This is a genomic window from Sphingobium estronivorans, assembly GCF_008692605.1.
Classification (GTDB): Bacteria; Pseudomonadota; Alphaproteobacteria; order Sphingomonadales; family Sphingomonadaceae; genus Sphingobium; species Sphingobium estronivorans.
Window position 1 is genome coordinate 1 of the sequence record NZ_LFCT01000008.1, and the last position, 23,882, is coordinate 23,882.

The following is a 23,882-nucleotide window of genomic DNA, read 5'->3' on the forward strand; positions in this document are numbered from 1 at the left end:
TCCAAGAAGGCGAGGCCACCTCAGTCAAGTGTGATAATTTCGTTTTATTTCAAATGTTTGTGGTACCAATTCGATGTCGTCCCCGGCACCATTATTTCCCGATTTTCATGTCAACGTCCTGAGGAATTTTCGGGCTTCGTTGGGAACAATTATCTGCCAGCTCGGGAAGAGCATCCGATCTGATGGATTCAGACGGAATATGCTCTAACGCGCATAAAGCGCTATTAGCTTGGCCAGGCCGTCCTTCACCGCGTCGCGCTGCTCCTTGGTGGGGGACATGCCCAGCCGCACCACGGTCAGCCGCTGCGATGGCGAGACCAAGAGATATTGACCGTCATGACCGACGCCGCCGAACAGGCTTCGCGGCGCGCGCCCCGGCATCAGCGCGCTGTCCGCGCTGTTCCGGTTGAGCCAGAGATGCGCGCCATAGGCCGCATTGCGAGGCGAGGGCGTGCGCATATAATCGATCCACTTTTCCGGCACGATCTGATGCCCGGCAATCCCACGTCCATGATTGCGCAGCAGTTCCCCGAAGCGCGCATAATCCCGCGCCGTCATATGCATGAAGCTGCCGCCGATCATCGTCCCGGCGGCATCATATTCGACGGTCAGGCTGGTGAGGCGCGCCGGAATTTTCAGCCGTCCATCGACGAACATCTGCATCGCCCGCCGCCGCACATCGGGATCGGCGCTGTCGGTCAGCATCCGCGTCATCAGGTCGGTGAGGATGATCGTGCTGCCGGTCGAATAGGAAAAGACCGTGCCGGGCGCATGGGCGAGCGGCTTCGCCTCGGCAAAGGCACCCATGTCCTGCGCCCCGTCGGTGAACAGCATCCGCACCGTGTCGGCTTGGGGCAGGGGTTCCGCATCCTCGACATGGTCGAGGCCGGAGGTCATCGCCAGAAGCTGCCGCAGGGTGATGCGCCCGCGCGGATCGCCGGGCTGGCCCCAGGCCGCCACCGGAACCGGCGAATCGAGCGCCAGCCGTCCGTCGGCGACCATCAGCCCGATCAGCACCGCCGTCACGCTCTTGCCCATGGACCAGGACAGCAGCCGGGTGTGCGGGCCGAAGCCCGGCGCATAGCGCTCGGCCACGACCTCGCCGTCATGCATGACGATCAGCGCCCGCGTCTCGCCGACGCTATCGTCGAACAGCGGATCGATGGCGGCCCCCAGCGCTGCTGCATCCACATCTGAATCGCCGGCGATATGGATGACCGGTTCGGGTCCTGCGGCGTGCACGGTCCACAGGCTGGCCGCCGCCAGCACCGCCAAAACGCCCCCGATCGCGCCAAGGCGCTTTACGCTGTCCCGCTCAAGCTTCATAAGCCGCGCCCTAGAGCATTTTCGAGGCGGGCGAAATGGTCCGCCGCCTTGGGAAGTGCGACATCGAACAATCCATGGTGCACAGGAAGGGGCAGCATGTCCGGCCGCCGGAAATGGACTTATGGGATCGTCATCGTGGCCCTGCTGCCGCTGGCGTTGCTTGTCTGGAATTGGAGCACCCTGCGCGCACGGGCCCAGGTCGGGGTGGGCTTCGGCGCGCGGGTCGCCTGCTCCTGCCGCTATGTCGAGGGCCGCTCGATGAAAAGCTGCCAGGGTGACAAGGAACCGGGCATGTGGGCCGTTTCGCTGAAGGACCTGCCCGAAGCGAAAGCCGTCAACGCCGCCGTCCCGCTGTTCGCCTCCCGCACTGCCCGTTATCGTCAGGGCTGGGGTTGTCTCCTCGAACCCTAAGCTGGCCCTCCGCCGATTGAGCCGTTAGAGCCGTCCCCATGCGTCCCTACATCCCCACACTCCTCCACGATGTTTTCGGTTTTCCGGGTTTCAGGGGCGTGCAGGAACAGGTGGTCGGCCGCATCATGAGCGGCCAGCCGACGCTCGCGATCATGCCGACCGGTGCGGGCAAATCGCTCTGCTACCAGCTTCCTGCCGTGGCGCTCGACGGCTGTTGCGTCGTCGTCTCGCCGTTGATCGCCCTCATGCACGACCAGCTACGCGCGGCGCAGGCGGTCGGCATCCGCGCCGCCAGCCTCACCAGCGTCGATGCCGACTGGCGCGAGACCCAGGACCGGCTGCGCAATGGCGACCTCGACCTGCTGTATGTCGCCCCGGAACGCGCCAGCGGGGAGGGGTTCCGCAACCTCCTGCGCAGCACGAAGATCGCCCTCTTCGCCATCGACGAGGCGCATTGCGTCTCCGAATGGGGCCATGATTTCCGCCCGGATTATCGTCTGTTGCGCCCGCTGCTCGACGAATTTCCGGATGTGCCGCGCCTTGCGCTCACCGCCACGGCCGATCATCACACCCGCGACGACATCCTCGTCCAGCTCGGCATCCCGCGCGAGGGCCTCATCATTGCAGGCTTCGACCGTCCCAATATCCGCTATGCGGTCCACCCGCGCGATGGCCTGCCGCGCCAGCTTTCCGACCTTATCGCCAGTCAGAACGGCCCCGGCATCGTTTACGCCCCCACGCGCGCCGCGACCGAGAAGCTGGCCGAAACCCTTGGCAAGACCGGCCGCCCGACCCGCGCCTATCATGCGGGTCTGGACCCGCAGGTGCGCGCCGCCAACCAGGCCGCCTTCATCGCCAGCGAGGATATGGTGATGGTCGCCACCATCGCCTTCGGCATGGGCATCGACAAGCCCGACGTCCGCTTCGTTGCCCACGCCGCCCTGCCCAAGTCGATTGAGGGCTATTATCAGGAATCGGGCCGCGCCGGGCGCGATGGCGAGCCGGCCGAGGCGCATCTCTTCTGGGGCGCGGACGATTTCGCCCGCGCACGGCAGCGGATCGGCGAACTCGACCCGACACGTCAGCAGGGCGAGCGCGCCCGCATCACGGCGCTCGGCGGGCTGGTCGAAACCGGCACCTGCCGCCGCGCCATCCTGCTCCGCCATTTCGGGGAAGATCCGCCGCAAGTCTGCGGCAATTGCGACAATTGCCTCAACCCGCCAGCCAGCATCGACGCGAGCCAGACCGCCCAGAAGTTCCTCTCGGCGGTCTACCGCACCGGCCAGAGCTTCGGCGTCGGCCATATCGAACAGGTGCTGACCGGCGCCGTCACCGACAAGATCCGCGAGCGCGGCCATGACAAAATCTCCGTCTATGGCATTGTCGAGGGCGAGGAAACGGCGCTGCTCCGTCCCGTCTCCCGCGCCTTGCTGGTGCGCGACGCGCTCCAGACCAATGAGCATGGCGGGCTGGCATTCGGCCCCAATGCCCGCCCCATCCTGCGCGGGGAGGAGGCGGTCAGCCTGGTCCTGCCGCCCCGCAGGGATCGCCGCCGCAAAAGCGCCCGCAATGGGAACGCTCAAAATCCGGTCGGCGATCCGCTGTTCGAAGCGCTGCGTAGCTGCCGCCGCGAACTGGCGCAGGAGGCGGGGGTGCCGCCCTACGTCATCTTCCACGATTCGACCTTGCGCGAAATGGCCGAGCAGCGCCCGACGAGCCTGACCGAACTCGGCCACATCAGCGGGATCGGCCAGCGCAAGCTCGATGCCTATGGGGATGCTTTCCTCGCGGCGATCCGTCCCTACGCCTGATCCTTTCCGCTTGAATCGACGGCCCCACAGGCGCATGGCATCGGCCAAGAAGGAGTCCCGCCCATGTTCCGCCAGATCACCAAAAGCCTCTATGTCTCCCCACAGATCAGCGTCGATCAGGTGGCGGAAGCCAAGGCGCTGGGCGTGACCATGATCGTCAACAACCGCCCCGATGACGAGGAACCGGGCCAGACCAACGGCGCGGAGATCGAAGCCGCCGCTCAGGCCGCCGGGATCGCCTATGCCGCCGTCCCCGTCGCCCATGGCGGCTTCGCCCCGTGGCAACTCGACGGCATGGCCGCCGCGCTCGATCAGGCGGGCGAAGGCAAGATTCTTGCCTATTGCCGCTCCGGCACGCGCAGCACCTTGCTCTGGGCGTTGACCCGTGCCCGTGCGGGCGATCATCCGGCCGCCCTTACCGAGCAGGCGGCATCGGCGGGCTATGACGTCACGCCCGTGCGCCAGATCATGGACGCGCTCGCCGCAGGCTGATCTTGTCCAACCCGTCCGACTCCTATGACGCCATCGTTCTGGGCGCTGGCGGCGCTGGCCTTATGTGCGCCGCCATGGCCGGTCAGCGGGGTCGGCGCATTCTGGTCATCGATCACGCCGACCAGCCGGGCAAGAAGATCCTGATCTCCGGGGGCGGGCGTTGCAACTTCACCAACATCGATACTGCGCCCGACCGCTATGTGTCGGCTAATCCGCATTTCGCGAAATCGGCGCTGGGCCGTTATACGCCGCAGGATTTCCTCGCCCTCATCGAACGGCACGGCATAGCCTGGCACGAAAAGACCCTGGGCCAGCTTTTCTGCGACCAGAGCGCCCGGCAGATCGTCGCCATGCTGCTGGCGGAATGCGAGGCGGGCGGCGTTACCCTGCGCCTCGATCATGCCATAGCCTCCGTCAGCCATGCGGATGGCCGCTACAGCGTCACCCATGGCGGCCGGACCGCCACGGCCCCCGCGCTGGTCATCGCCACCGGCGGCCCGTCCATCCCGAAGATCGGTGCGACCGGCTTTGCCTATGACCTCGCCCGTCAATTCGGACTGAAGATCGTTGAACCCCGTCCGGCGCTGGTTCCCCTGACGCTGGGCGGCGACGACCTGCTCTTCCGCGCGCTTTCCGGCGTCTCCACCGAGGTGATTGCCCGCCACGGCAAGACCGCTTTTCGCGAGGCGGCCCTGCTCACCCATCGCGGCCTGTCCGGCCCGGCGATCCTGCAAATCTCGTCCTACTGGCGTCATGGCGAGGCGATCGCCCTGGATTTCCTGCCCGACCAACCGCAGGGCTGGCTGACCGACGCCAAGCGCGAGCGGCCTCGCGGCACGCTGGCCAGTCTGTTGCGCAACCATTTGCCGGATCGTCTGGCCGACGCGCTTCAGGAACGCCTCGCACTCCCTGGCGATCTCGCTAATCTGCCCGACCGCAAATTGCAGGAGGCAGAGCGCCGCCTTTCGGCCTGGTCCTTCCTTCCCAACGGTACGGAGGGCTTTGCGAAGGCCGAGGTCACCATTGGCGGCATCTCCACCGCCGAGCTTTCCTCGCAGACGATGGAGGCGCGCCGCGTCCCCGGCCTCTACGCGATAGGCGAGGCCGTCGATGTCACCGGCTGGCTGGGCGGCTATAATTTCCAGTGGGCCTGGGCCAGCGGCTGGGCGGCGGCGCAGGCGATCTGACGCCCGCAGGACGCTGCAAAAAAAGAAGCCCCGGCGCAAGGGACGCCGGGGCTGTTCAGGGATTGTCCCGGCGGAGGGGGGAGGAAAGCCGGGACGCCACCAAAATAGGCACATCGAATTCAGTTTCAAGAAGCTACTGAAGAAAAGAAATATCGTCGGTCGCGGATCGAGGCCCATCTGCCCGGAAATGAACCCGTTCCGGGGTCATACCGAGGCGCGATGAGTTTGACTCATCGGACCTTGGTAAAGCCCGCGCGGCGCCTGAGCGAAACCCACTTGTGATCGGTCGAAGACCGAGCGCGATGGTATCAGACGGTTTCGACGGTCACATGCTCCATCCGGGGTAGGGCGTTCACGGCCTGCCGCACCGCCGCTGCGTCGGCGCCGGGGGCCAGGCTGATGATCGCGGCGTGGGCATGCGGTCCGAGCCGCCAGACGTGCAGGTCGCGAATCGTTGCACCTTCGGCCTCCGTCAGCGCCTTGATCCGCGCCATCAGGGCTGGTTCGGCGGTATCGAGCAGGATTCCGGAGGTGTCCTTCATCAATCCCCAGGCCCATTTCGCGATGACGGCGGAGCCGAGCAGGCCGACTGCCGGGTCCATCCACCACCAGCCCATATAGCGCCCGGCCAGCAGCGCGACGATGGCCAGAATGGAGGTCAGCGCATCGGTCAGCACATGCACATAGGCGGCGCGCAGATTATTGTCGGCATGGGTGTGGTGATGATCATGGCCCTGATCGTGCCCGTTCCCATCATGTCCGTTCTCATCATGCCCGTGATCATGGCTATGGTCATGGCCCAGCATCACCGCGCTGATCAGGTTGATGACCAAGCCCAGCACCGCCACGAGAGCGGCCTCCCCAAAGGCGACCGTCACCGGCTGGAACAGGCGCGTCGCCGATTCGACCGCGATGAACAGGGCGGTGAAGGCGAGGATGAGCGCCGATGCAAAGCCCGACAGGTCGCCCACCTTGCCTGTGCCGAAGGTATAGCGCGGGTTGCGCGCATGGCGCCGGGCATAGCTGTAGGCCGCTGCCGCCACCGCCATCGCGCCCGCATGGGTCGCCATGTGGAACCCGTCGGCCAGCAGGGCCATCGATCCGGTGATCCAGCCGAAGGCGATCTCCACCACCATGGTCGCGGCGGTCAGCCAGAGGACCCAGAGCGTCCGCCGGGCATTCCGGTCATGCCCGGCGGTCAGGTAGATATGGTCGAAATAATGGCTTATCTCGCCATCGCCATTGGTGAAGGCGGCGGGCAAGGCGAGAGAAGGCTCATGGGCATGGCCGTCATGGGGATGATGATCGTCGTGCATGCTCATTTCCCGTAGCGCCGGATCAGGGCCAACATTTCCTCCGCCGCTGCTTTCCGGGCCGCGTCGCTGATGCCCGGTCGCGCGACATGTTCCCGCATATGCTGCTCGATCAATTCTTCCATCAGGCTGCCGACCGCGCCGCGCACGGAGGCGACCAGTTGCAGCGTTTCGGAACAGCCGGCATCGCCCGTGAGTTGCCGCTCCACCGCGCCGATCTGCCCGGCGATCCGCCGCACGCGCGCCAACAGCTTGTCCCGATCCGTTATGATATGCATAGGATACCCCCCTATACTATATTCAGGCCGAAGACAATCCGGGCATTTTCCTCGGGTTGGCCTCTCCCTCCCCCGGACGCACAGGCATCTTGTGCGGGCGGCCCCCGGTCCCCATAAGGGGCGCCATGCGAGCCTTGATGAGCCCTTCAGCCTGATGAACAGGCCCTGATGAACAGGAAAGCGATTGTCATCGGTGCTGGCTTTGGCGGCCTCGCGCTTGCTGTTCGCCTGCAATCCGCCGGCATCGATACCACGCTGATCGAGGCGCGCGACCGGCCGGGCGGGTGCGCCTATATGTGGGAAAAGGACGGCTTCGTCTTCGACGCCGGACCGACCGTCATCACCGACCCCGATTGCCTGGGCGAGTTGTGGCGCCTGTCCGGTCGCGACATGGCGGAGGATGTGGACCTCGTCCCGGTTTCGCCCTTCTGCCGGCTGAACTGGCGCGACGGCACGAATTTCGACTATTCCAGCGACGACACCGCGCTCCGCGCCCAGATCGCCAAACTCAATCCAGAGGATGTGTCGGGCTATGAACGCTTCCTCGCTTATGCCGACAGGGCGTATGAGGAGGGCTATCGCAAGCTTGGCGTGGCCGCTTTTCCCGACTTTGCGGCGATGGTCCGGGCCGCGCCCGGGCTGGCCAGGAGCCAGGCCTGGCGCTCGATCCATTCGGTCGTCTCCTCCCATGTGAAGAATGAGAAGCTGCGGCAGGCGCTGTCCTTCCACACGCTGCTGCGGGGCGGCAATCCGTTGAAGGCCAGCGCCATCCATGCGCTGACCCACAAGCTGGAAAGGGATGGCGGGGTCTGGTTCGCGAAGGGTGGCACGAACCGTCTCGTCCAGGCGATGGCGACTCATTTCGAGCGGCTGGGCGGCATGCTGCGCCTGGCCGATCCGGCGGTGCAGATCGAAACCTATGGTGACCGCGCCGTCGCCGTGCGCACCGCGTCGGGCTGGCGAGGGGAGGCGGATGTGGTGGCGTCCAATGCCGATCTGATGCACAGCTATCGCGATCTTATCGGCCACCATCCGCGCGGGCAGAAACAGGCGGACAGGCTCGGCCGCAAGCGCTGGTCGCCCAGCCTCTTCGTCCTGCATTTCGGCATCAGGGGAAGCTGGCCGGGCATCCCCCACAATATGGTCCTTTTCGGCCCACGCTATGAGGGACTGTTGACCGATATTTACGATTATGGCGTGCTGCCGCAGGATTTCGCGCTCTACCTGCATCACCCGACCGTCACCGATCCGTCGATGGCGCCCGATGGTCATTCGACCTTCTCTGCGCTCGCCCCGGTGCCCCATCTGGGCAAGCTGCCGATCGATTGGAGCCAGTTCGCCCCGGTCTATGCCGAGCGTATCCTCGACGAGATCCAGCATCGCCTGATCCCCGACATCCGCGCGCGCATCGTGACCCAATTCCATTATGCGCCGCCCGATTTCCGCCACGACCTTTCGGCGCATCTGGGCAGCGCCTTCAGCCTGGAACCGACGCTGAGCCAAAGCGCCTGGTTCCGCGCGCATCATCGCGACGATGTCATTCCCAACCTTTATCTGGTAGGAGCCGGCACGCATCCGGGCGCAGGCATAGCCGGCGTGGTCGGCAGCGCCAAGGCCACCGCCGCGCTGATGCTGGAAGACCTTGCTTAACGATCGAAGGATGTATGAAGAGACTGGCTGTCTATTGCGGCTCGGCCACTCCGGCTGACCCCGCCTATGTCGATGCCGCCCGCCATGTCGGGCAGGTTCTGGCCCGGCGCGGTATCGGCGTCGTCTATGGCGGCGGTCGCCTGGGCCTGATGGGCGCGGTCGCCGATGCGGCGCTGGAAGCGGGCGGCGAAGTGATCGGCGTCATCCCCGAAGCGCTGGTCGGCGCCGAAGTCGCCCATCGCGGTTGCTCGGAACTCCACGTCGTCCAGACCATGCATCAGCGCAAGCAACTGTTCACCGACCTTTCGGACGGCTTCGTCACCCTGCCGGGGGGCGTGGGCACGATGGACGAACTGTGGGAAGCGATCAGCTGGGCGCAGCTGGGCTATCATCACAAGCCGGTGGGCCTGCTCAACGTCGCGGGTTTCTATGACCGGCTGATCGCCTTCAATCAGCATATGGTCGAAGCCGGCTTCATCCGGGCGCAGCATGCGAACATCCTGATCCACGCCAATGCCATCGAGGCGCTGCTCGATCATATGGCGGCCTATCAACCGCATGAAACCATCTTCGCGATGAAGGCCGACCGGCTCTGACAGGGCAGGCCGGCCGCTAAAAAAGGGACCGATACTTGCGTACCGGTCCCGAGGCATGTTCGCAGGAGGAACAGGGTGGGGCGGGCGGGCCGTGCCCCTTTCTGGGCGGCCCGCCCTGCCGAACTTAAGGGTTGTAGGCCCGCTCGCCATGTTCGCCGAGGTCGAGACCCTCATATTCGACTTCCGGGCTGACCCGCAGGCCGGTGAGCGCCTTGGCGATGGTAATGGCGATGATCGTGCCGACAGAAGCCCAGACGATGGTGGTCAGAACCGCTTCGATCTGGACGATCAGCTTGGCGCCCATGTCATAATCCGCAGCGCCCGGACCGCCCAGCGAGGGCGAGTAGACGATGGCGGTGCCGATGGCGCCGATCATGCCGCCGATGCCGTGGATGCCGAAGGCGTCCAGCGAGTCGTCATAGCCCAGCTTGGGCTTGAGGACGGTGACGGCGTAGAAGCAGATGACCGAGGCGACAGCGCCCAGGACGATCGCGCCGAACGGACCCGAGTTGCCGGCAGCCGGGGTAACGGCGACCAGGCCGGCCACGATGCCCGAGCAGAAGCCCAGCGCTGAAGCCTTGTGCCCGTTGACCCGCTCCGCGATCATCCAGAACAGCGCGGCCGAAGCGGTGGCGACGAAGGTGTTGATCATCGCCAGGGCGGCCGAGCCATTGGCTTCCAGCGCCGAACCGGCGTTGAAGCCGAACCAGCCGACCCACAGCAGGCCGGTGCCGACGCCGGTCAGCGTCAGGCTGTGCGGCGCCATCGGTTCCTTGGGATAGCCGATGCGCTTGCCGAGGATGAGGCAGGCCACGAGCGCCGAGACGCCGGCATTGATGTGGACGACGGTGCCGCCTGCAAAGTCCAGCGCGCCTGCCTTGAAGAACAGGCCGCTCGATGCCCAGACCATGTGCGCGATCGGGAGATAGGCGATGGTCAGCCAGATCACGGCGAACACCATCACGGCGGAGAATTTGATGCGTTCGACCACCGAACCCAACACCAGCGCGATGGTGATCGCGGCGAAGGTCATCTGGAAGCAGACGAATACATATTCGGGAATTGCGACGCCCGGAGTGAAGGTGGCCGCCTGCGAGGCGGGCGTGATGCCCTTCAGGAACGCCTTGTCGAAGGTCGAGATGAAGTTGCTGAGGCCGCTGGTATAATCCGGGCCGAACGCCATGGAATAGCCGTACACGACCCAGATCAGCATGGCGAGGCACGCCGCGGCGCCGATCTGCGTCATGACCGACAGCATGTTCTTGGTGCGGACCAGACCGCCGTAGAACAGCGCGAGGCCGGGCAGGATCATCGCCAGCACCAGCACGGTGGAGGTCATCATCCAGGCGGTATCGCCCTTGTCAATGGTGGCCGCGGGCGCGGCCTGTGCCCAGGCGGGCAGGGCGGCGAACAGCGACAGGCCCATGGCCCCCGCGATGCCGCAAAGCGTCTTGGAAAAGGTCATTCATTCCCCCCTTACAGAGCGGTTTCGCCGGTTTCGCCGGTACGGATGCGCACCGCCTGCTCGACATCGAGGACGAAGATCTTGCCGTCGCCAATGGCACCCGAATTGGCCGCTGCCTGCGTGGCTTCCACGACGCGCGGCGCGAGGTCGTCGTCGCAGACCACCTCGATCTTGATCTTCGGAACCATGTTGGTCGAATATTCGGCGCCGCGATAGATTTCGGTCTGCCCCTTCTGGCGGCCGAAGCCCTTCACCTCGCTGACCGTCATGCCGGCGATGCCGAGCGAGGAAAGTGCCTCGCGGACATCGTCAAGCTTGAACGGCTTGATGATAGCCATGACAAGTTTCATGTCGCCCCCCTCTAATGGTGTGCAGCGACATCTCCGCAAGGGCCGTGCCAATTTCGAAAAGGCGCGATGATACGGGGTTTTCCCACGGCAGCTCCTGCTGCGCCGCCGAAAAATTGGGCAGTGATCCTTGCCTGCCTAAAATTTAGGCAGCGTCCGCTGGCTTACCAGCTGGCCCCCTGGCGGGCCGCCTCCTGTTCTTCCGGAAGCGTCGGACGGCCGAGCAAGGCGTTGCGGTGGGGGAACCGTCCGAAATGCATGATGGTCGCATGATGCTGCCGCGCAAAGTCCAGCGATTGCGCGTCGCCAGCGCCCTCGAACAAAGTGAGCGACAGTGTCTGGTCGTCCAGATTTTCGCTGTGCTGGAAGGGCATGTAGAAAAACAATCGCCCCGCGCCGCCGATCTGGATGTCATAGCCCTGGGCGATGGCGCCGCGTGCCACGTCCCGCGCCAGTTCGTCCGTCGCAAAGGCTCGGGCCGAATGGCGAAACATATTGCGTGGCAACTGGTCGAACAGCAGCACCGCCGCCAAGGCGTCGTCGGCGCGTTCAAGGAAATCGACGGAGGGCAATGTGCGTTTTTCCGCCCACAAATGGCCGAACCGCGTCGCGCACTGTCGATCCAGCGCGGGGTCATGGCTCCACCAGCCCGCCTCGCCGACGCAATTGAACCAGAAATCCAGCAGCGCCGCGGCCCAGTCGGCCGTCACCGCATCATGACTGTCGGTCAACATGTTCATAACAGGGACAAAGATGGAAGCGTCGTCCGGTTCCTCAACCCACGGCGCGCGTGCCTCAGGTCGCCGTGCCGCCCACGGTCAGCCCCTCCATTAGCAGCGTCGGCTGGCCGACACCGGCCGGGACGCTTTGCCCTGCCTTGCCGCACATGCCGATGCCCTCGTCCAGCGCCCAGTCGTGGCCGATGCCGACCACCTTGGTCAGCGCGGTCGGTCCATCGCCGATCAGCGTCGCGCCCTTGATCGGCTCGCCCAGCTTGCCATTCTCGACCTTGTACGCCTCGGTGCAGGAAAAGACGAACTTGCCCGACACGATATCGACCTGCCCGCCGCCGAAGCTCTTCGCGAAAATGCCCGACTTCATGCGCGACAGCAGTTCCTCCGGGTCGTCCTTGCCGCCCTTGATGAAAGTGTTGGTCATGCGCGGCATCGGCGCATGGGCATAGCTTTCGCGGCGGCCGTTGCCGGTCGGCTCGACGCCCATCAGCCGGGCGTTGAGGCGGTCCTGCATATAGCCCTTGAGGATGCCGTCCTCGATCAGCACATTCTCACGGGTCGGCGTCCCCTCGTCATCGATGGAGAGCGAGCCGCGCCGGCTCAGGATCGCGCCGTCATCGACCACGGTGACGCCGGGAGCCGCGACCCGCTCGCCGAGGCGGCCGGAGAAGGCGCTGGTGCCCTTGCGGTTGAAGTCGCCCTCAAGGCCGTGACCGATGGCTTCATGCACCAGCACGCCCGGCCAGCCCGGCCCCAGCAGCACGGTCATCTCGCCCGCGGGCGCGGCCACCGAGCGCAGATTGACCCGCGCCTGTGCGAGTGCCTCGTCAATCGCCCGGTTCCAGATCGCGGGGTCCATCACCTGATCGTAGAGATAGCGTCCGCCGATGCCGAACACGCCGGTCTCGCGCCGACCGTTTTCCTCCAGGATGACGGAAACGTTGAGCCGCACCAGCGGGCGGATGTCGGTCGCGGTGAAGCCGTCGGCGCGCACGATCTCGACCACCGACCAGCTTCCGGCCAGGCTCACCGACACTTGCGCCACGCGCGGGTCGCGGGCGCGGGCGGCGGCGTCGATGGCGGCGCAGAGCGTGACCTTTTCGGCAAAGGGCACGATCTCCAGCGGATTGACGTCGGTGTAGAGGTGGCGGTTCGTATGCTGGGGCGGCGGGGCGGGCTGGCCCTTCGCCGGGTCAAGCAGCGTCAGTGTCTCGGCCGCGCGGCGGATCGCGGCTTCGCTGATGTCATTGGCATGGGCGAAGCCGGTCATCTCGCCCGATACGCCGCGCAGGCCGAAGCCCGCATCGGTCGAATAATCGGCGGTCTTCAGCCGACCGTCATCAAAGCCGAAACTCTCGCTCGCCCGATATTGCAGGTACAGCTCGCCATCGTCGCAGCTTTTGAGCGCTTCGGCGGTCAGGCGGCGCGCGCCATCGGGGTCGAGCAGGCCCGGGCGATAGAGCAGGCCACGGGCGTCAGTGAAGTGGGGAGCGGCATCGGTCATGCCGCCCGATATAGGAGCGGCAGGCTGCAAGCCCAACCGATTTGTTTACAGGCTGGCGCCCGAGGAAATATCCGGCAGCCCCGCAATTTCCGGCGTGTCGGCCGGCCCGCCCGCCAGCACGAAGCGGCGGTCGCAATAGCCGCAGTCGATATAGCCATGCTCGTCAATCTCAAGAAAGACGCGCGGATGGCCGAGCGCGGCGGGGATTTCGCCCGATCCGTCGCAGGAGACGCGGGACTTGGTGACTCGGATGATTTCAGGCGGCTGGATCATGGCGCCACCGATTAGCAGCGCTGACGGTGCGCTGCAATATCCCCGAAAGCCGGTTACATCAGCAACAGCGGCGGTCTTTTCTTGTGACACGGCTTTTTCGTCGCGACATCGACGGCCTTGCTTGGCGCTTCCCAATCCAGGCAATCGCGGGCGGCGGCCAGCGAAAGCGGAGACAAGATCAACAAGAGGGGCGCTATCGTACCGCCGAAAAGGACCGTGAGAGACATGGGATCGGGTGCCTCGCAAAAGCCTGACGGGCGGGACCATAAACCATCGGCGCCGTCCGGCAAACAGCTTTCGGAAAATGGAGGGGATGGTGGGCGATGACGGGCTCGAACCGCCGACATTCTCGGTGTAAACGAGACGCTCTACCAACTGAGCTAATCGCCCGATGTCCATGCTGACCGCAAGGCCGTCGGTGCGCGCCTATCTACGGCAATCCGCCCGCTGGTCAAGCCGCCAAAAGGCGATATTCGTCATGCGCACAGGAAACGGCGGCTGGCGGAGAACCAGTGGCCCATTGCCTCGGCGGTATGATCGGCCAGCGCGATGAACACGCGGCGCCCATCATGCGGATCGGCGTGGCGCCGGACAAAGCCCTTTTCGGTGAGCGTGCGAATCCAGCGCAAGGCCGTGGTCGGCGGTACGGCGGACGCGATGCACAGGCTGGACACCGACACCCGCTCATGGTCCAGCCGCGCCGCCAGCAGGTCCAGCAGCATGTCCCAGGCGGGATCGGCGAACAGGTCGGCGGGCAGGAAATCATCGCGCAGCCGCCTCGCGCGCAGCAGGTCGCGCACCTGCGCGGCGTCGATCTCCACGGCATCGGCATTTTTGTCCGCGCTGCCGATCGGTTCCAGCGCGGGCATGCCGATATAGTCGCTGGGCTCGTCTGAAATGCGCGGGCCAAGTTCGAAGGAGGGGGTGGCATGGCGGGGCCGCAGCGTCAGCGCCTCCAGCGTGCGGGCCAGGCGGCTCACCTCTTCGCTCAATTGCTGCAACCTGATGCCCTCGCTGTCCCGGTTCGCCTCATGGACGCTATGCGATTGCGCGCCGTTTGCGGCGGCGAGGAGGGCGGCGGCCAGATCGGCATGGGCGGGCATGCAGAGCAACTGGGTGCGATCGCTGCGGATGCAGGCATAGGCAAGGTCGATGGTATCCAGCCCCGCCACGATGATGACCGGCATGTCATTCTGCATCGCCAGCGTTTCGATCTGGACGAGCAGCCGCTCGACCATGGCATCCGGCGACGGACAGAAGCAAAGGATGACGTCGCAGCCGATCTGCACGTCCAGCCGCATCGACGCCTGATCCAGCGGCACCGCGCCCAGCAGGCGCAGGCCCGCTGCCCGGCTCAATGTTTCGGCATCGTCGAGATAGACGTCATCGGCCAGGATCAGCAGGCCTGGCCGCTCGTCCTTCGCGCCGAAGGGCTGATCCAGAAAGGCGCCGAAGCCGATATCCGATTGATCCGTTCCCATGCCCATCTCCCTGTGTTGGCCGCAGCTTATCGCAAAGGCGCCATTACGCAGCCAAACCCTTCTCCGATATGGAGAATTTAGCGCCGAACGACAGATTTCCAGCCTGCGTTTCGCAGGGCTGCCGTAGCGGAACACCGAAATGGAGCGTCCTTGACCGCCGAAATGGCGGAATCGGACTGCATCCGAAATGGATCAAGTTTTGCGTGATCCAGCCGCTTTTCTCGAATCTCAGGCCGGTTTCAGACCGCCGTGCGTCGGGCAAAGTCGATATAGAGCGCGCGCAGCCGCCTCGCGACCGGGCCCGGCGTGCCGTCGCCGATGGTCTGGTCGTCGATGGCCGCCACGGACTGGCAGAGGGTCGAGGCGCTGGTGATGAAGGCTTCGTTCGCCGTGAGCGCTTCCGCGACGGTGAAGGGGCGGCGGATGACAGCGATGCCGCTTTCCTCCGCCAGCGCGCCCAGCGCCGCGCCGGTGCAGCCCGCCAGCACCGCATGGCTATAGGGCCGGGTGACGATGCCCTCGTCCGTGACGATGAAGGCGGTGGAGGAGGCGCCCTCGGTCACGAAGCCGTCCTCGACCATCCAGGCTTCCTGGGCGCCCGCGTCGGCGGCGGCGCGTTTGGCCATGGCCTGGGCCAGCAATCCGACGCTCTTGATGTCGCGTCGCGCCCAGCGCAGATCGGGCATGGTCGCCACCTTTATGCCCTTGCGCACGGCGGGCACGTCCAGAAAGGGCTTGGCCTGGGTGAACATCACCAGCGTCGGCTGGATGCCGGGCGAGGGCAGGAAGTCGCGGGTCGCATCGGCGCCGCGCGTGATCTGAAGGTAGACCAGCCCCTCGCTCAGCGCGTTGCGGACCACCAGTTCCTTCTGCGCCGCCTCAATCTCCGCAAGAGAGAGCGGCAGGGCAATGCCGATCGCGCCGGTCGACCGTTCCAGCCGGGCGAGATGGGAGGCGCTGTCGACCAGCTTGCCGTCGATCACCGCCGCGACCTCATAAATGCCATCCGCGAACAGGAAGCCGCGATCCAGCACGGAAATCTGGGCTTGGTCCAGCGGCACGAAGCGGCCGTTCAGATAGGCGACGGACATGATGCGATCCCTTGCTATGAAGCGGGCCGTCTGGCTTCACGGGGCTTCGGGGTCAAGCCGCTTGCCCGCGCAACGCCTTCTGCCGCCGCCGCTGCACGGAGGAGCCGATGCCCATCGATTCCCGATATTTGGCGACGGTGCGCCGGGCAATGTCCATGCCCTTGGCGCGCAGCAGGTCGACCAGCGTGTCGTCGGACAGGATCGCATCGGGCGTCTCGGCGCCGATCAGCGCCTTGATATGACTCTTCACCGCCTCGGCCGACACTGCCCCGTCGCCGCCCGCTGCCGCGACGCCGCTGGTGAAGAAATATTTGAGTTCATAAAGGCCGCGCGGGCAGGACAGATATTTGTTCGACGTCACCCGGCTGACGGTCGATTCGTGCATCTGGATCGCGTCGGCCACCGCCTTCAGGGTCAAGGGTTTCAGATATTCCACCCCCTTGCGGAAGAAATCCTCCTGCTGGCGGATGATCTCGCTGGCGACCTTGATGATGGTCTTCTGCCGCTGGTCGAGTGCCTTCACCAGCCAGTTGGCGCTGGCCAGACAATCCGCCAACCAGGCTTTGGATGTCTTGTCCTGTGGGCCGGAAGCCAGTTCGACATAATAGCTGCGGTTGACCAGCAGGCGGGGCAGGGTGGCGCTGTTGATCTCGATCGCCCAGCCCTCGCGCGTGGCCTGCACGAACAGGTCGGGCGTCACCGGCGCGGTGCTGTCAGGGGAAAAGCGCAGCCCGGGCTTGGGATCATAGCCGCGCAGCTCGCGGATCATGTCCGCCATATCCTCCTCGTCCACGCCGCAGATCCGGCGCAGCTGGGGCAGGGCGCCCCGGGCGAGCAGGTCGAGATTGGCGAGCAGTTTCGCCATGCAGGGATCGTAGCGATCGGCGTCCTTCGCCTGCAGCGCCAGACATTCCGCCAGCGACCGCGCGCCCACGCCGCTGGGGTCGAAGCTGTGAATTACACCCAGCACATGCTCGACCCTCTGGAGCGGCACGCCCAGCGCATGGGCGGTCTCCAGCAGATTGGCCTCCAGATAGCCCGCTTCGCTGATCTGCCCGATCAACTGGGTCGCGATGAGCAGGTCCATGCCTGTCAGTGCGGCGCGGGCCTGATTCATCAGATGTTCCTGCAACCCCTGTTCGGGATTGGCGAAACTGTCGAAATCGGGCGCTTCGCCGCTGCCGGAGGAAAACAGGTCCATGCCGCTCGACCCGCCCGCAGGCCCCGCCATCCGGTCGCCCGGTCCATTGTCGATGAAGGTTTCCGCGCCATAATCGACGTCGAGTGGCGAATCCGCGCCGCCCAGCCCCTGCCCGATCAACTGGTCGCTTGCGCCGACCTCCGCCGCGACGGCGTGGGCCTCCACGTCCCGGTCGATGCCGTCGGCGGCGGGCGGCGCGACATCCTCGGCAGGACCGCCGGTTTCGAGCAGCGGATTCTTTTCCAGCTCGCCCGCAACAAAAGCCTCGATTTCCAGATTGGAGAGCGCCAGCAGCTTGATCGCCTGCTGAAGCTGCGGCGTCATGACGAGCGACTGGCTCTGCCGCAGGTCGAGGCGGGGTGCGAGCGCCATCAGCCGCTGCCCTTGCCGTCAAAACGGGGAAAGGGCCACGTGCCGGTCATGCTAGAGCGAGAAATTCTCGCCCAGATAGAGCCGTCGCACATCGGCATTGGCCACCAGTTCGGTCGGGCTGCCCGCGAACAGCACCTTGCCGTCATAGATGATGCAGGCGCGGTCGACGATTTCCAGCGTCTCGCGGACATTATGGTCGGTGATCAGAACGCCGATGCCGCGCGTCTTCAACTGCTTCACCAGATCGCGAATATCCGCGATGGAGAGCGGATCGATGCCGGCAAAGGGCTCGTCCAGCAGCACGATGGAGGGATTGGCCGCCAGCGCGCGGGCGATTTCGCAGCGGCGGCGCTCGCCGCCCGACAGCGCCATGGCCGAGGAATCGCGCAGGCGCGTCAGGCCGAACTCGCCCAGCAACTGCTCCAGCCGCGCGGCGCGCGCCTCCTTGTCGGGTTCGGCCAGTTCCAGCACCGCGCTGATATTCTGGGAGACGGTGAGGCCCCGGAAGATCGAGGTTTCCTGCGGCAGATAGCCCAGGCCCAGGATCGAGCGCCGATACATGGGCAGCCCGGTGATGTCCTGCCCGTCGAGGACGATGCGGCCATGGTCGGGCCGCACCAGCCCCATGACCGAATAGAAGCAGGTCGTCTTGCCCGCGCCATTGGGACCGAGCAGACCGACCACCTCGCCCTTGCCGACGGTGAGCGACACATCGGCCAGCACAACGCGCTTGTCATAGCTTTTGGCGATGGAGATGACGGACAGGCCCTCCCCCACCTCATGCGGGGCAAGGGGCGATGCCGGGGTTGTCTTGTCCTGCATCATCACGTCGTCCATCACATCATCCTTGCTGCCGGATGGTTAATCACGGGGCTGTGCCCTGTCCCCGCGCGGCAATTGGCAAGCTTTGTGCATGGGATTGCCGCCGGGGCAAGGGGAAAATGGTCTTTGCCGGTCCTTAAGGCCATGAACCGCGGCAAGATTGGGACTGGCCCGCCCGCTTTCAATGTCGATTGTCAGCCAAAACAGGCCTGCCCGAAGGCAAGGATCATCCCGATGGTTTGAAAAATGGTGCGGTCGAGAAGACTCGAACTTCCACGGCCTTTCGGCCACAACGACCTCAACGTTGCGCGTCTACCAATTCCGCCACGACCGCACATCAACAGGGAAACCGGCGTGGCCGGTGCCTTGGTAGGAGGCGGCCCTTAGCAAAGGCTATTTGGTCATGCAACAACCTATCTGCATCTGCGTTATTTTGGGTGGACAACAAATGGTGAGGGAAGGGTCATCCCATGTCTGCCCGCTTCTGGTTATTTTCCTCCGCTTGCGCGGGGGCGGCGCTGATCGGCGGCTATGGATTGGGTCTTTACGTCACCACGCCCCCCAGAGCGGCACTGGAAACGCCGTTGCCGCAAGCAGCGGTGGCGCAAGGCGCGCCCGATGATTCGGCGAGCCTGGCCGGTCCCGCCGTCATCGATTGCAAAGGCTGCGGGCCGACACTGGCCGACCGGCAAATGGCTGCGGATAGGGCGGGCTGGGACGGCATGAGCGATCCGGTGGTCCGCGATTATGCGGAGCAGGACGAAGCGATTCCGGTGGACGAAGGCGAATCCCCGCCGCCGGTCACGGCACGGACACTGCCCGCGGCGGTCGAACGCTTCGCGGCCGACGAGAGCGAGGATCGTCGGGAGCCGGTCAGGATAGCCCAGGTCCAGAACAGCAAAACGCCCGCCGAGGAAGCCCCGGCGGACGCTGCTTGGTCTTATTGATCCGTCCGCTTATTCGGCGGCGACCACTTCGGCCTGCGCATCGCTCAGCGGATGGGCCAGGCGGCTGACCATTTCCTTCGGGCAGACCTGCCAGAAATAGCGGCGCCAACGGTCCCAGTCGTCAAGGATGGTGTTCGACCATTTGCTGTCGGTCGCCACCGCATGCTGGGCGATCAGGGCCTTCAGCTCTCCCTCCCAATGGGCGCTTTCCAGCCGCTGCCAGACGATGCTTTCCGGATTGGCGCGCGTCGGGAAGCTGCCGTCCTCATCGAGGATGAAGGCCATGCCGCCGGTCATGCCCGCGCCGAAATTCGCGCCGGTCTTGCCCAGAATGACCGCCGTGCCGCCGGTCATATATTCGCAGCCATTGGCGCCGCAGCCCTCGACCACCACCTGCGCGCCCGAGTTGCGGACGGCGAAGCGTTCCCCGGCCTGACCCGCCGCGAACAGCTTGCCGCTGGTCGCGCCATAGAGGACGGTGTTGCCGATGATGGTGTTGTCCTTGCTCGACAGCGGGCTGGAGACGGTCGTGCGCACCGTGATGATGCCGCCCGACAGGCCCTTGCCGACATAGTCGTTGGCATCGCCGAAGACTTCCAGCTTGATGCCCTTGCAGAGGAAGGCGCCCAGCGACTGCCCCGCGCTCCCACGCAGGCGCACGGTCAGATGCCCATCGGCCAGCGTCGACATGCCGAATTTTTCGGTCACGGCGGCGGACAGGCGGGTGCCCACGGCGCGGTGCGTGTTGCGCACCGTATAGGTGAGCTGCATCTTCTCGCCGCGCTCGAACACCGCGCGGGCGTCCTTCATCATCTGCGCGTCCAGGCTGTCCGGCACGGCGTTGCGCCATTCGGTCAGGCTGAAACGGCGCTGATCGTCGGGTGCGTCCACCTTGGCGAGGATCGGGTTGAGGTCGAGATCGTCCAGATGCTCGGCGCCGCGATTGACCTGCTTCAGCAGTTCCGTCCGCCCGATCACTTCGTCCAGGCTGCGATAGCCCAGACGCGCCAGGATCTCGCGCACCTCTTCCGCGATGAAGGTCATGAGGTTGATGACCTTCTCCGGCGTGCCGGTGAACTTCTCGCGCAGCTTCTCATCCTGGACGCAGACGCCCACGGGACAAGTGTTGCTGTGGCACTGACGCACCATGATGCAGCCCATCGCCACGAGGCTCAGCGTGCCGATACCGAACTCTTCCGCGCCCAGGATCGCCGCGATCACGATGTCGCGGCCGGTCTTGAGCCCGCCGTCGGTGCGCAGCTTCACGCGGTGGCGCAGGCCGTTCAGCGTCAGCACCTGATTGGCTTCGCTGAGGCCCATTTCCCACGGCGTCCCGGCATATTTCACCGAAGTCTGCGGCGAAGCGCCGGTGCCGCCGACATGGCCCGCGACCAGGATGACGTCGGCGTGGGCTTTCGCCACGCCCGCCGCCACGGTGCCGATGCCGGCCTGGCTGACCAGCTTCACGCAGACGCGGGCGCGCGGGTTGATCTGCTTGCAGTCGTAGATGAGCTGCGCGAGATCCTCGATCGAGTAGATGTCATGGTGCGGCGGCGGCGAGATCAGCGTGACGCCGGGCGTCGCGTGACGCAGCTTGGCGATGAACTCGGTCACCTTGAAACCGGGGAGCTGGCCGCCCTCGCCGGGCTTGGCGCCCTGCGCGACCTTGATCTCGATTTCCTCGGCGCTGCCCAGATATTCGGCATGGACGCCGAAGCGGCCCGACGCGATCTGCTTGATCACCGAATTCGCATTGTCGCCATTTTCATAGGGCTTGAAGCGGTTCGCATCCTCGCCGCCTTCGCCCGACACGGCCTTGGCGCCGATACGGTTCATGGCGATCGCCAGCGTCTCATGCGCCTCGGGGCTGAGCGCGCCCAGCGACATGCCCGGCGTCACGAAGCGCTTGCGGATTTCGGTGGTCGCCTCGACCTCGTCGATCGGCACCGCCTCGCGGGCGAAGTTGAACTCCAGCAGGTCGCGCAGATAGACCGGCGGCAGATCGCGCACGCCGCGCGAGAATTGCAGATAGGTCGAATAGCTGTCGGTCGCGACCGAGGTCTGCAACAGGTGCATCAGCTGCGCCGAATAGGCATGCGTCTCGCCGCCATTGCGCTGGCGGTAGAAGCCGCCGATCGGCAGGCGCACCACCGCGCTGTCATGGGCGGTTTCGTGGCGCAGCTTCGCGCTGTAGTGGAGCGACTGATAGCCCTCGCCCGAAATCTTCGCGGGCATGCCCGGGAAGAGGTCGTTGACCAGCGCGCGGGACAGGCCGACCGCTTCGAAATTATAACCGCCTCGATAGGAGCTGATGACCGCAATGCCCATTTTGGACATGATCTTCAGCAGACCTTCGTTGATCGCGACGCGATAGCGTTCGAAGCAGGCGTCCAGCGCCAGGTCGCCGAACAGACCGCGCGCATGGCGATCCGCGATGCTGGCTTCGGCCAGATAGGCGTTCACCGTGGTCGCGCCGACGCCGATCAGCACCGCGAAATAATGGGTGTCGAGCGCTTCGGCGCAGCGCACGTTGATCGAGGCGTAGCTGCGCAGACCCTTGCGGACGAGATGGGTGTGGACAGCCGCCGCCGCCAGTACGCCGGCGATGGCGACGCGGTCCGCATTGACATGCTCGTCGGTCAGGAAAATCTCGGTGCGGCCTTCGCGCACCGCCTGCTCGGCTTCCTCACGGATACGGGCGATGGCGGCGCGAAGCTGCTCCTGTCCGCCCTCGGCCGGGAAGGTGCAGTCGATTTCCGCGACGGCCGGGCCAAAATGCCCCTTCAGCTTCGCCCATTCGGACGAGGTCAGCACTGGCGAATCCAGCACCAGCACATGGCTGTTCTGCGCGTCCTGCTCCAATATATTGTGGAGATTGGAGAAGCGCGTCTTCAGGCTCATCACGTACCGCTCGCGCAGCGGATCGATCGGCGGGTTGGTGACCTGGCTGAAATTCTGGCGGAAGAAATGGCTGATCGTGCGCGGCTTGTCGGAGATGACGGCGAGCGGCGTGTCGTCGCCCATCGAGCCGACAGCTTCCTTCGCATCCTCGACCATCGGGGCGAGGATCAGCTCCATATCCTCCAGCGTCAGATTGGCCGCGACCTGACGGCGGGTCAGCTCGGCCTTGTCCCATGCGGGCAAGGCAGTGGCCGCATCGCCCAGATCATTGACCGTCATGAAGTCCTTGATCAGTTCCGAATAGGGGCGTTCGCCCGCAATCTGGTCCTTGATCTCGCGGTCGTCGAAGATCACGCCTTCCTGCAGGTCGACGGCGATCATCTGGCCCGGACCCATGCGGCCCTTCCGCACGATGGTGGTTTCAGGCACCACGACCATACCGGTTTCCGAACCCACGATCAGCAGATTGTCGCCGGTCAGCGTGTAGCGCAGGGGGCGCAGCGCATTGCGGTCGACGCCCGCCACGACCCAGCGGCCGTCGGTCATCGCCAGCGCGGCGGGGCCATCCCACGGCTCCATCACGGAAGCGAGATATTCATACATGTCCGAATGCGCCTGCGGCAGTTCGGCGCTGGCCGACTGATAGGCTTCGGGGACCAGCATCAGTTTCGCGGTCGGCGCATCGCGGCCCGAACGGCAGATCGCCTCGAACACGGCGTCGAGCGCGGCGGTGTCGGAGGCCCCGGCCGGGATCACCGGCTTGATGTCCTCCGACTGCTCACCGAAGGCGAGCGAGGCCATCTTGATCTCGTGGCTCTTCATCCAGTTCTGGTTGCCGCGGATCGTGTTGATCTCGCCATTGTGCGCCAGCGTGCGGAAAGGCTGGGCCAGCCACCATTGCGGGAAGGTGTTGGTCGAATAGCGCTGGTGGAAGATCGCCACCCGGCTCTCGAACCGCTCGTCCTGCAGGTCGGGGTAGAAGACCGACAGCGATTCCGCGAGGAACAGGCCCTTGTAGATGATCGAGCGGCACGACAGCGAACAGACGTAGAAATCCTGAATCTGCGCGGCGATCACCTTCTTCTCGATCCGGCGGCGGATGAGGTAGAGGTCCTTTTCGAACTCGGCCTGATCGCGTTCTTCCGGCATGGGGCCGGCGATCATGATCTGCTCGATCTCGGGACGGGTGCGCTGCGCCTTCTCACCGATGACGGAGACGTCGACCGGCACCTGACGCCAGCCATAGATGGTGTAGCCGGCGTCGATGATCTCGGCCTCGACGATGGTGCGGCAGGTTTCCTGCGCCGACAGGTCGGTGCGCGGCAGGAAGATCATGCCCACGGCCAGACGGTTGGGCAGCGGCTTGTGGCCGGAATCGGCAATCGCATCGTCGAAGAAGCGCACCGGCAGGTCGACATGGATGCCCGCGCCGTCGCCGGTCTTGCCATCCGCGTCGACCGCGCCACGATGCCAGACCGCCTTCAACGCATCGATGGCCGAAGCGACCACGCGGCGGCTCGGGCGGCCGTCCGTCGCGGCGACCAGGCCGACGCCGCAGGCATCGCCTTCCATCTCCGGATGATACATGCCTTCGCGGGCCAGACGTTCACGCTCCTGCGCGCTCGCCATGAAGGGGGTGTGGGCCATCAATGCCTCCTCGTCGTTCCGTTCGGTTCGAGC

General features: G+C 65.3%; 20 protein-coding genes and 2 tRNA genes. 7 read left to right on the forward strand and 15 right to left on the reverse strand.

Annotation, left to right across the window (positions count from 1 at the left end; translation table 11 throughout):
* Window positions 1-204 precede the first annotated feature (204 nt).
* Entirely contained in the window at window positions 205-1,326 is a 1,122-nt protein-coding gene (locus F7P65_RS07300) for a serine hydrolase domain-containing protein (RefSeq protein WP_150291099.1), read from the reverse strand.
* A gap of 96 nt (window positions 1,327-1,422) precedes the next feature.
* Here F7P65_RS07300 and F7P65_RS07305 point away from each other — a divergent pair, with 96 nt between their 5' ends.
* The 4 genes from F7P65_RS07305 (at window position 1,423) to F7P65_RS07320 (ending at window position 5,227) form a co-directional block, all read left to right on the forward strand.
* Window positions 1,423-1,737: a hypothetical protein gene (locus F7P65_RS07305; RefSeq protein WP_150291100.1), complete on the forward strand. Its 315-nt coding sequence runs from the start codon at window positions 1,423-1,425 to the stop codon at window positions 1,735-1,737.
* Between the two features lie 38 nt (window positions 1,738-1,775).
* Entirely contained in the window at window positions 1,776-3,548 is a 1,773-nt protein-coding gene (gene recQ / locus F7P65_RS07310) for a DNA helicase RecQ (RefSeq protein WP_150291101.1), read from the forward strand.
* A gap of 63 nt (window positions 3,549-3,611) precedes the next feature.
* Window positions 3,612-4,040 carry a protein tyrosine phosphatase family protein gene (locus tag F7P65_RS07315; RefSeq protein WP_150291102.1) on the forward strand — a complete coding sequence of 143 codons (429 nt, stop codon included), beginning with the start codon at window positions 3,612-3,614 and terminating at the stop codon, window positions 4,038-4,040.
* Window positions 4,041-4,042: 2 nt separating this feature from the next.
* Window positions 4,043-5,227, forward strand: a complete 1,185-nt coding sequence (locus tag F7P65_RS07320) for a BaiN/RdsA family NAD(P)/FAD-dependent oxidoreductase (RefSeq protein WP_150291103.1) — start codon at window positions 4,043-4,045, stop codon at window positions 5,225-5,227.
* 308 nt (window positions 5,228-5,535) lie between these two features.
* Here F7P65_RS07320 and dmeF read toward each other — a convergent pair whose 3' ends face one another.
* Together dmeF and F7P65_RS07330 are read right to left on the reverse strand one after the other, a co-directional pair.
* Window positions 5,536-6,549, reverse strand: coding sequence for a CDF family Co(II)/Ni(II) efflux transporter DmeF (dmeF, locus tag F7P65_RS07325; RefSeq protein ID WP_150291104.1), 1,014 nt, complete (start codon window positions 6,547-6,549; stop codon window positions 5,536-5,538).
* Window positions 6,546-6,818, reverse strand: coding sequence for a metal/formaldehyde-sensitive transcriptional repressor (locus F7P65_RS07330; protein ID WP_150291105.1), 273 nt, complete (start codon window positions 6,816-6,818; stop codon window positions 6,546-6,548). The genes dmeF and F7P65_RS07330 overlap by 4 nt, the downstream gene beginning before the upstream one ends.
* Before the next feature lie 168 nt (window positions 6,819-6,986).
* On the opposite strand from F7P65_RS07330, the gene F7P65_RS07335 reads away from it, so the two are divergent.
* Both F7P65_RS07335 and F7P65_RS07340 read left to right on the forward strand, forming a co-directional pair.
* Window positions 6,987-8,468 (forward strand): phytoene desaturase, encoded by a 1,482-nt coding sequence (locus F7P65_RS07335; RefSeq protein WP_150291106.1) that lies wholly within the window; start codon window positions 6,987-6,989, stop codon window positions 8,466-8,468.
* Between the two features lie 14 nt (window positions 8,469-8,482).
* Window positions 8,483-9,064 (forward strand): LOG family protein, encoded by a 582-nt coding sequence (locus F7P65_RS07340; protein WP_150291107.1) that lies wholly within the window; start codon window positions 8,483-8,485, stop codon window positions 9,062-9,064.
* A 124-nt stretch (window positions 9,065-9,188) separates the two neighbouring features.
* Here F7P65_RS07340 and F7P65_RS07345 read toward each other — a convergent pair whose 3' ends face one another.
* From F7P65_RS07345 to F7P65_RS07395, 11 genes are all read right to left on the reverse strand, one after another.
* Window positions 9,189-10,529, reverse strand: a complete 1,341-nt coding sequence (locus tag F7P65_RS07345; protein WP_150291108.1) for an ammonium transporter — start codon at window positions 10,527-10,529, stop codon at window positions 9,189-9,191.
* Between the two features lie 11 nt (window positions 10,530-10,540).
* On the reverse strand, window positions 10,541-10,879 hold the full coding sequence (locus F7P65_RS07350) for a P-II family nitrogen regulator (RefSeq protein WP_013847864.1): 339 nt from the start codon (window positions 10,877-10,879) through the stop codon (window positions 10,541-10,543).
* Between the two features lie 161 nt (window positions 10,880-11,040).
* Window positions 11,041-11,616, reverse strand: coding sequence for a DUF924 family protein (locus F7P65_RS07355; protein WP_150291109.1), 576 nt, complete (start codon window positions 11,614-11,616; stop codon window positions 11,041-11,043).
* A 55-nt stretch (window positions 11,617-11,671) separates the two neighbouring features.
* Window positions 11,672-13,114, reverse strand: a complete 1,443-nt coding sequence (gene tldD / locus F7P65_RS07360) for a metalloprotease TldD (protein ID WP_150291110.1) — start codon at window positions 13,112-13,114, stop codon at window positions 11,672-11,674.
* A 45-nt stretch (window positions 13,115-13,159) separates the two neighbouring features.
* Window positions 13,160-13,387 carry a zinc-finger domain-containing protein gene (locus F7P65_RS07365; protein ID WP_150291111.1) on the reverse strand — a complete coding sequence of 76 codons (228 nt, stop codon included), beginning with the start codon at window positions 13,385-13,387 and terminating at the stop codon, window positions 13,160-13,162.
* Between the two features lie 314 nt (window positions 13,388-13,701).
* Window positions 13,702-13,777 (reverse strand) — tRNA-Val (locus tag F7P65_RS07370).
* Window positions 13,778-13,863: 86 nt separating this feature from the next.
* Window positions 13,864-14,868: a MarR family transcriptional regulator gene (locus tag F7P65_RS07375; RefSeq protein ID WP_150291112.1), complete on the reverse strand. Its 1,005-nt coding sequence runs from the start codon at window positions 14,866-14,868 to the stop codon at window positions 13,864-13,866.
* Between the two features lie 239 nt (window positions 14,869-15,107).
* Window positions 15,108-15,959 carry a D-amino-acid transaminase gene (locus F7P65_RS07380; protein WP_150291113.1) on the reverse strand — a complete coding sequence of 284 codons (852 nt, stop codon included), beginning with the start codon at window positions 15,957-15,959 and terminating at the stop codon, window positions 15,108-15,110.
* 52 nt (window positions 15,960-16,011) lie between these two features.
* On the reverse strand, window positions 16,012-17,532 hold the full coding sequence (gene rpoN, locus F7P65_RS07385; protein WP_150291114.1) for an RNA polymerase factor sigma-54: 1,521 nt from the start codon (window positions 17,530-17,532) through the stop codon (window positions 16,012-16,014).
* A 51-nt stretch (window positions 17,533-17,583) separates the two neighbouring features.
* Window positions 17,584-18,369, reverse strand: coding sequence for an LPS export ABC transporter ATP-binding protein (gene lptB, locus F7P65_RS07390; RefSeq protein ID WP_150291115.1), 786 nt, complete (start codon window positions 18,367-18,369; stop codon window positions 17,584-17,586).
* A gap of 232 nt (window positions 18,370-18,601) precedes the next feature.
* Window positions 18,602-18,688, reverse strand: a tRNA-Leu gene (locus F7P65_RS07395).
* Between the two features lie 136 nt (window positions 18,689-18,824).
* Between F7P65_RS07395 and F7P65_RS07400 the strand changes: the two genes are divergently transcribed.
* Window positions 18,825-19,301 (forward strand): hypothetical protein, encoded by a 477-nt coding sequence (locus tag F7P65_RS07400; RefSeq protein WP_150291116.1) that lies wholly within the window; start codon window positions 18,825-18,827, stop codon window positions 19,299-19,301.
* Between the two features lie 9 nt (window positions 19,302-19,310).
* Here F7P65_RS07400 and gltB read toward each other — a convergent pair whose 3' ends face one another.
* On the reverse strand, window positions 19,311-23,849 hold the full coding sequence (gltB, locus tag F7P65_RS07405; RefSeq protein WP_150291117.1) for a glutamate synthase large subunit: 4,539 nt from the start codon (window positions 23,847-23,849) through the stop codon (window positions 19,311-19,313).
* Window positions 23,850-23,882 lie beyond the last annotated feature (33 nt).

Excerpts from the sequence above, each read along its gene's own strand:
- F7P65_RS07300 (WP_150291099.1), bottom strand. The coding sequence starts at position 1,326 with ATGAAGCTTGAGCGGGACAGCGTAAAGCGCCTTGGCGCGATCGGGGGC.
- F7P65_RS07305 (WP_150291100.1), top strand. The coding sequence starts at position 1,423 with ATGTCCGGCCGCCGGAAATGGACTTATGGGATCGTCATCGTGGCCCTG.
- recQ (WP_150291101.1), top strand. The coding sequence starts at position 1,776 with ATGCGTCCCTACATCCCCACACTCCTCCACGATGTTTTCGGTTTTCCG.
- F7P65_RS07315 (WP_150291102.1), top strand. The coding sequence starts at position 3,612 with ATGTTCCGCCAGATCACCAAAAGCCTCTATGTCTCCCCACAGATCAGC.
- dmeF (WP_150291104.1), bottom strand. The coding sequence starts at position 6,549 with ATGAGCATGCACGACGATCATCATCCCCATGACGGCCATGCCCATGAG.
- F7P65_RS07330 (WP_150291105.1), bottom strand. The coding sequence starts at position 6,818 with ATGCATATCATAACGGATCGGGACAAGCTGTTGGCGCGCGTGCGGCGG.
- F7P65_RS07335 (WP_150291106.1), top strand. The coding sequence starts at position 6,987 with ATGAACAGGAAAGCGATTGTCATCGGTGCTGGCTTTGGCGGCCTCGCG.
- F7P65_RS07340 (WP_150291107.1), top strand. The coding sequence starts at position 8,483 with ATGAAGAGACTGGCTGTCTATTGCGGCTCGGCCACTCCGGCTGACCCC.
- F7P65_RS07345 (WP_150291108.1), bottom strand. The coding sequence starts at position 10,529 with ATGACCTTTTCCAAGACGCTTTGCGGCATCGCGGGGGCCATGGGCCTG.
- F7P65_RS07350 (WP_013847864.1), bottom strand. The coding sequence starts at position 10,879 with ATGAAACTTGTCATGGCTATCATCAAGCCGTTCAAGCTTGACGATGTC.
- F7P65_RS07355 (WP_150291109.1), bottom strand. The coding sequence starts at position 11,616 with ATGAACATGTTGACCGACAGTCATGATGCGGTGACGGCCGACTGGGCC.
- tldD (WP_150291110.1), bottom strand. The coding sequence starts at position 13,114 with ATGACCGATGCCGCTCCCCACTTCACTGACGCCCGTGGCCTGCTCTAT.
- F7P65_RS07365 (WP_150291111.1), bottom strand. The coding sequence starts at position 13,387 with ATGATCCAGCCGCCTGAAATCATCCGAGTCACCAAGTCCCGCGTCTCC.
- F7P65_RS07375 (WP_150291112.1), bottom strand. The coding sequence starts at position 14,868 with ATGGGAACGGATCAATCGGATATCGGCTTCGGCGCCTTTCTGGATCAG.
- F7P65_RS07380 (WP_150291113.1), bottom strand. The coding sequence starts at position 15,959 with ATGTCCGTCGCCTATCTGAACGGCCGCTTCGTGCCGCTGGACCAAGCC.
- rpoN (WP_150291114.1), bottom strand. The coding sequence starts at position 17,532 with ATGGCGCTCGCACCCCGCCTCGACCTGCGGCAGAGCCAGTCGCTCGTC.
- lptB (WP_150291115.1), bottom strand. The coding sequence starts at position 18,369 with ATGGACGACGTGATGATGCAGGACAAGACAACCCCGGCATCGCCCCTT.
- F7P65_RS07400 (WP_150291116.1), top strand. The coding sequence starts at position 18,825 with ATGTCTGCCCGCTTCTGGTTATTTTCCTCCGCTTGCGCGGGGGCGGCG.
- gltB (WP_150291117.1), bottom strand. The coding sequence starts at position 23,849 with ATGGCCCACACCCCCTTCATGGCGAGCGCGCAGGAGCGTGAACGTCTG.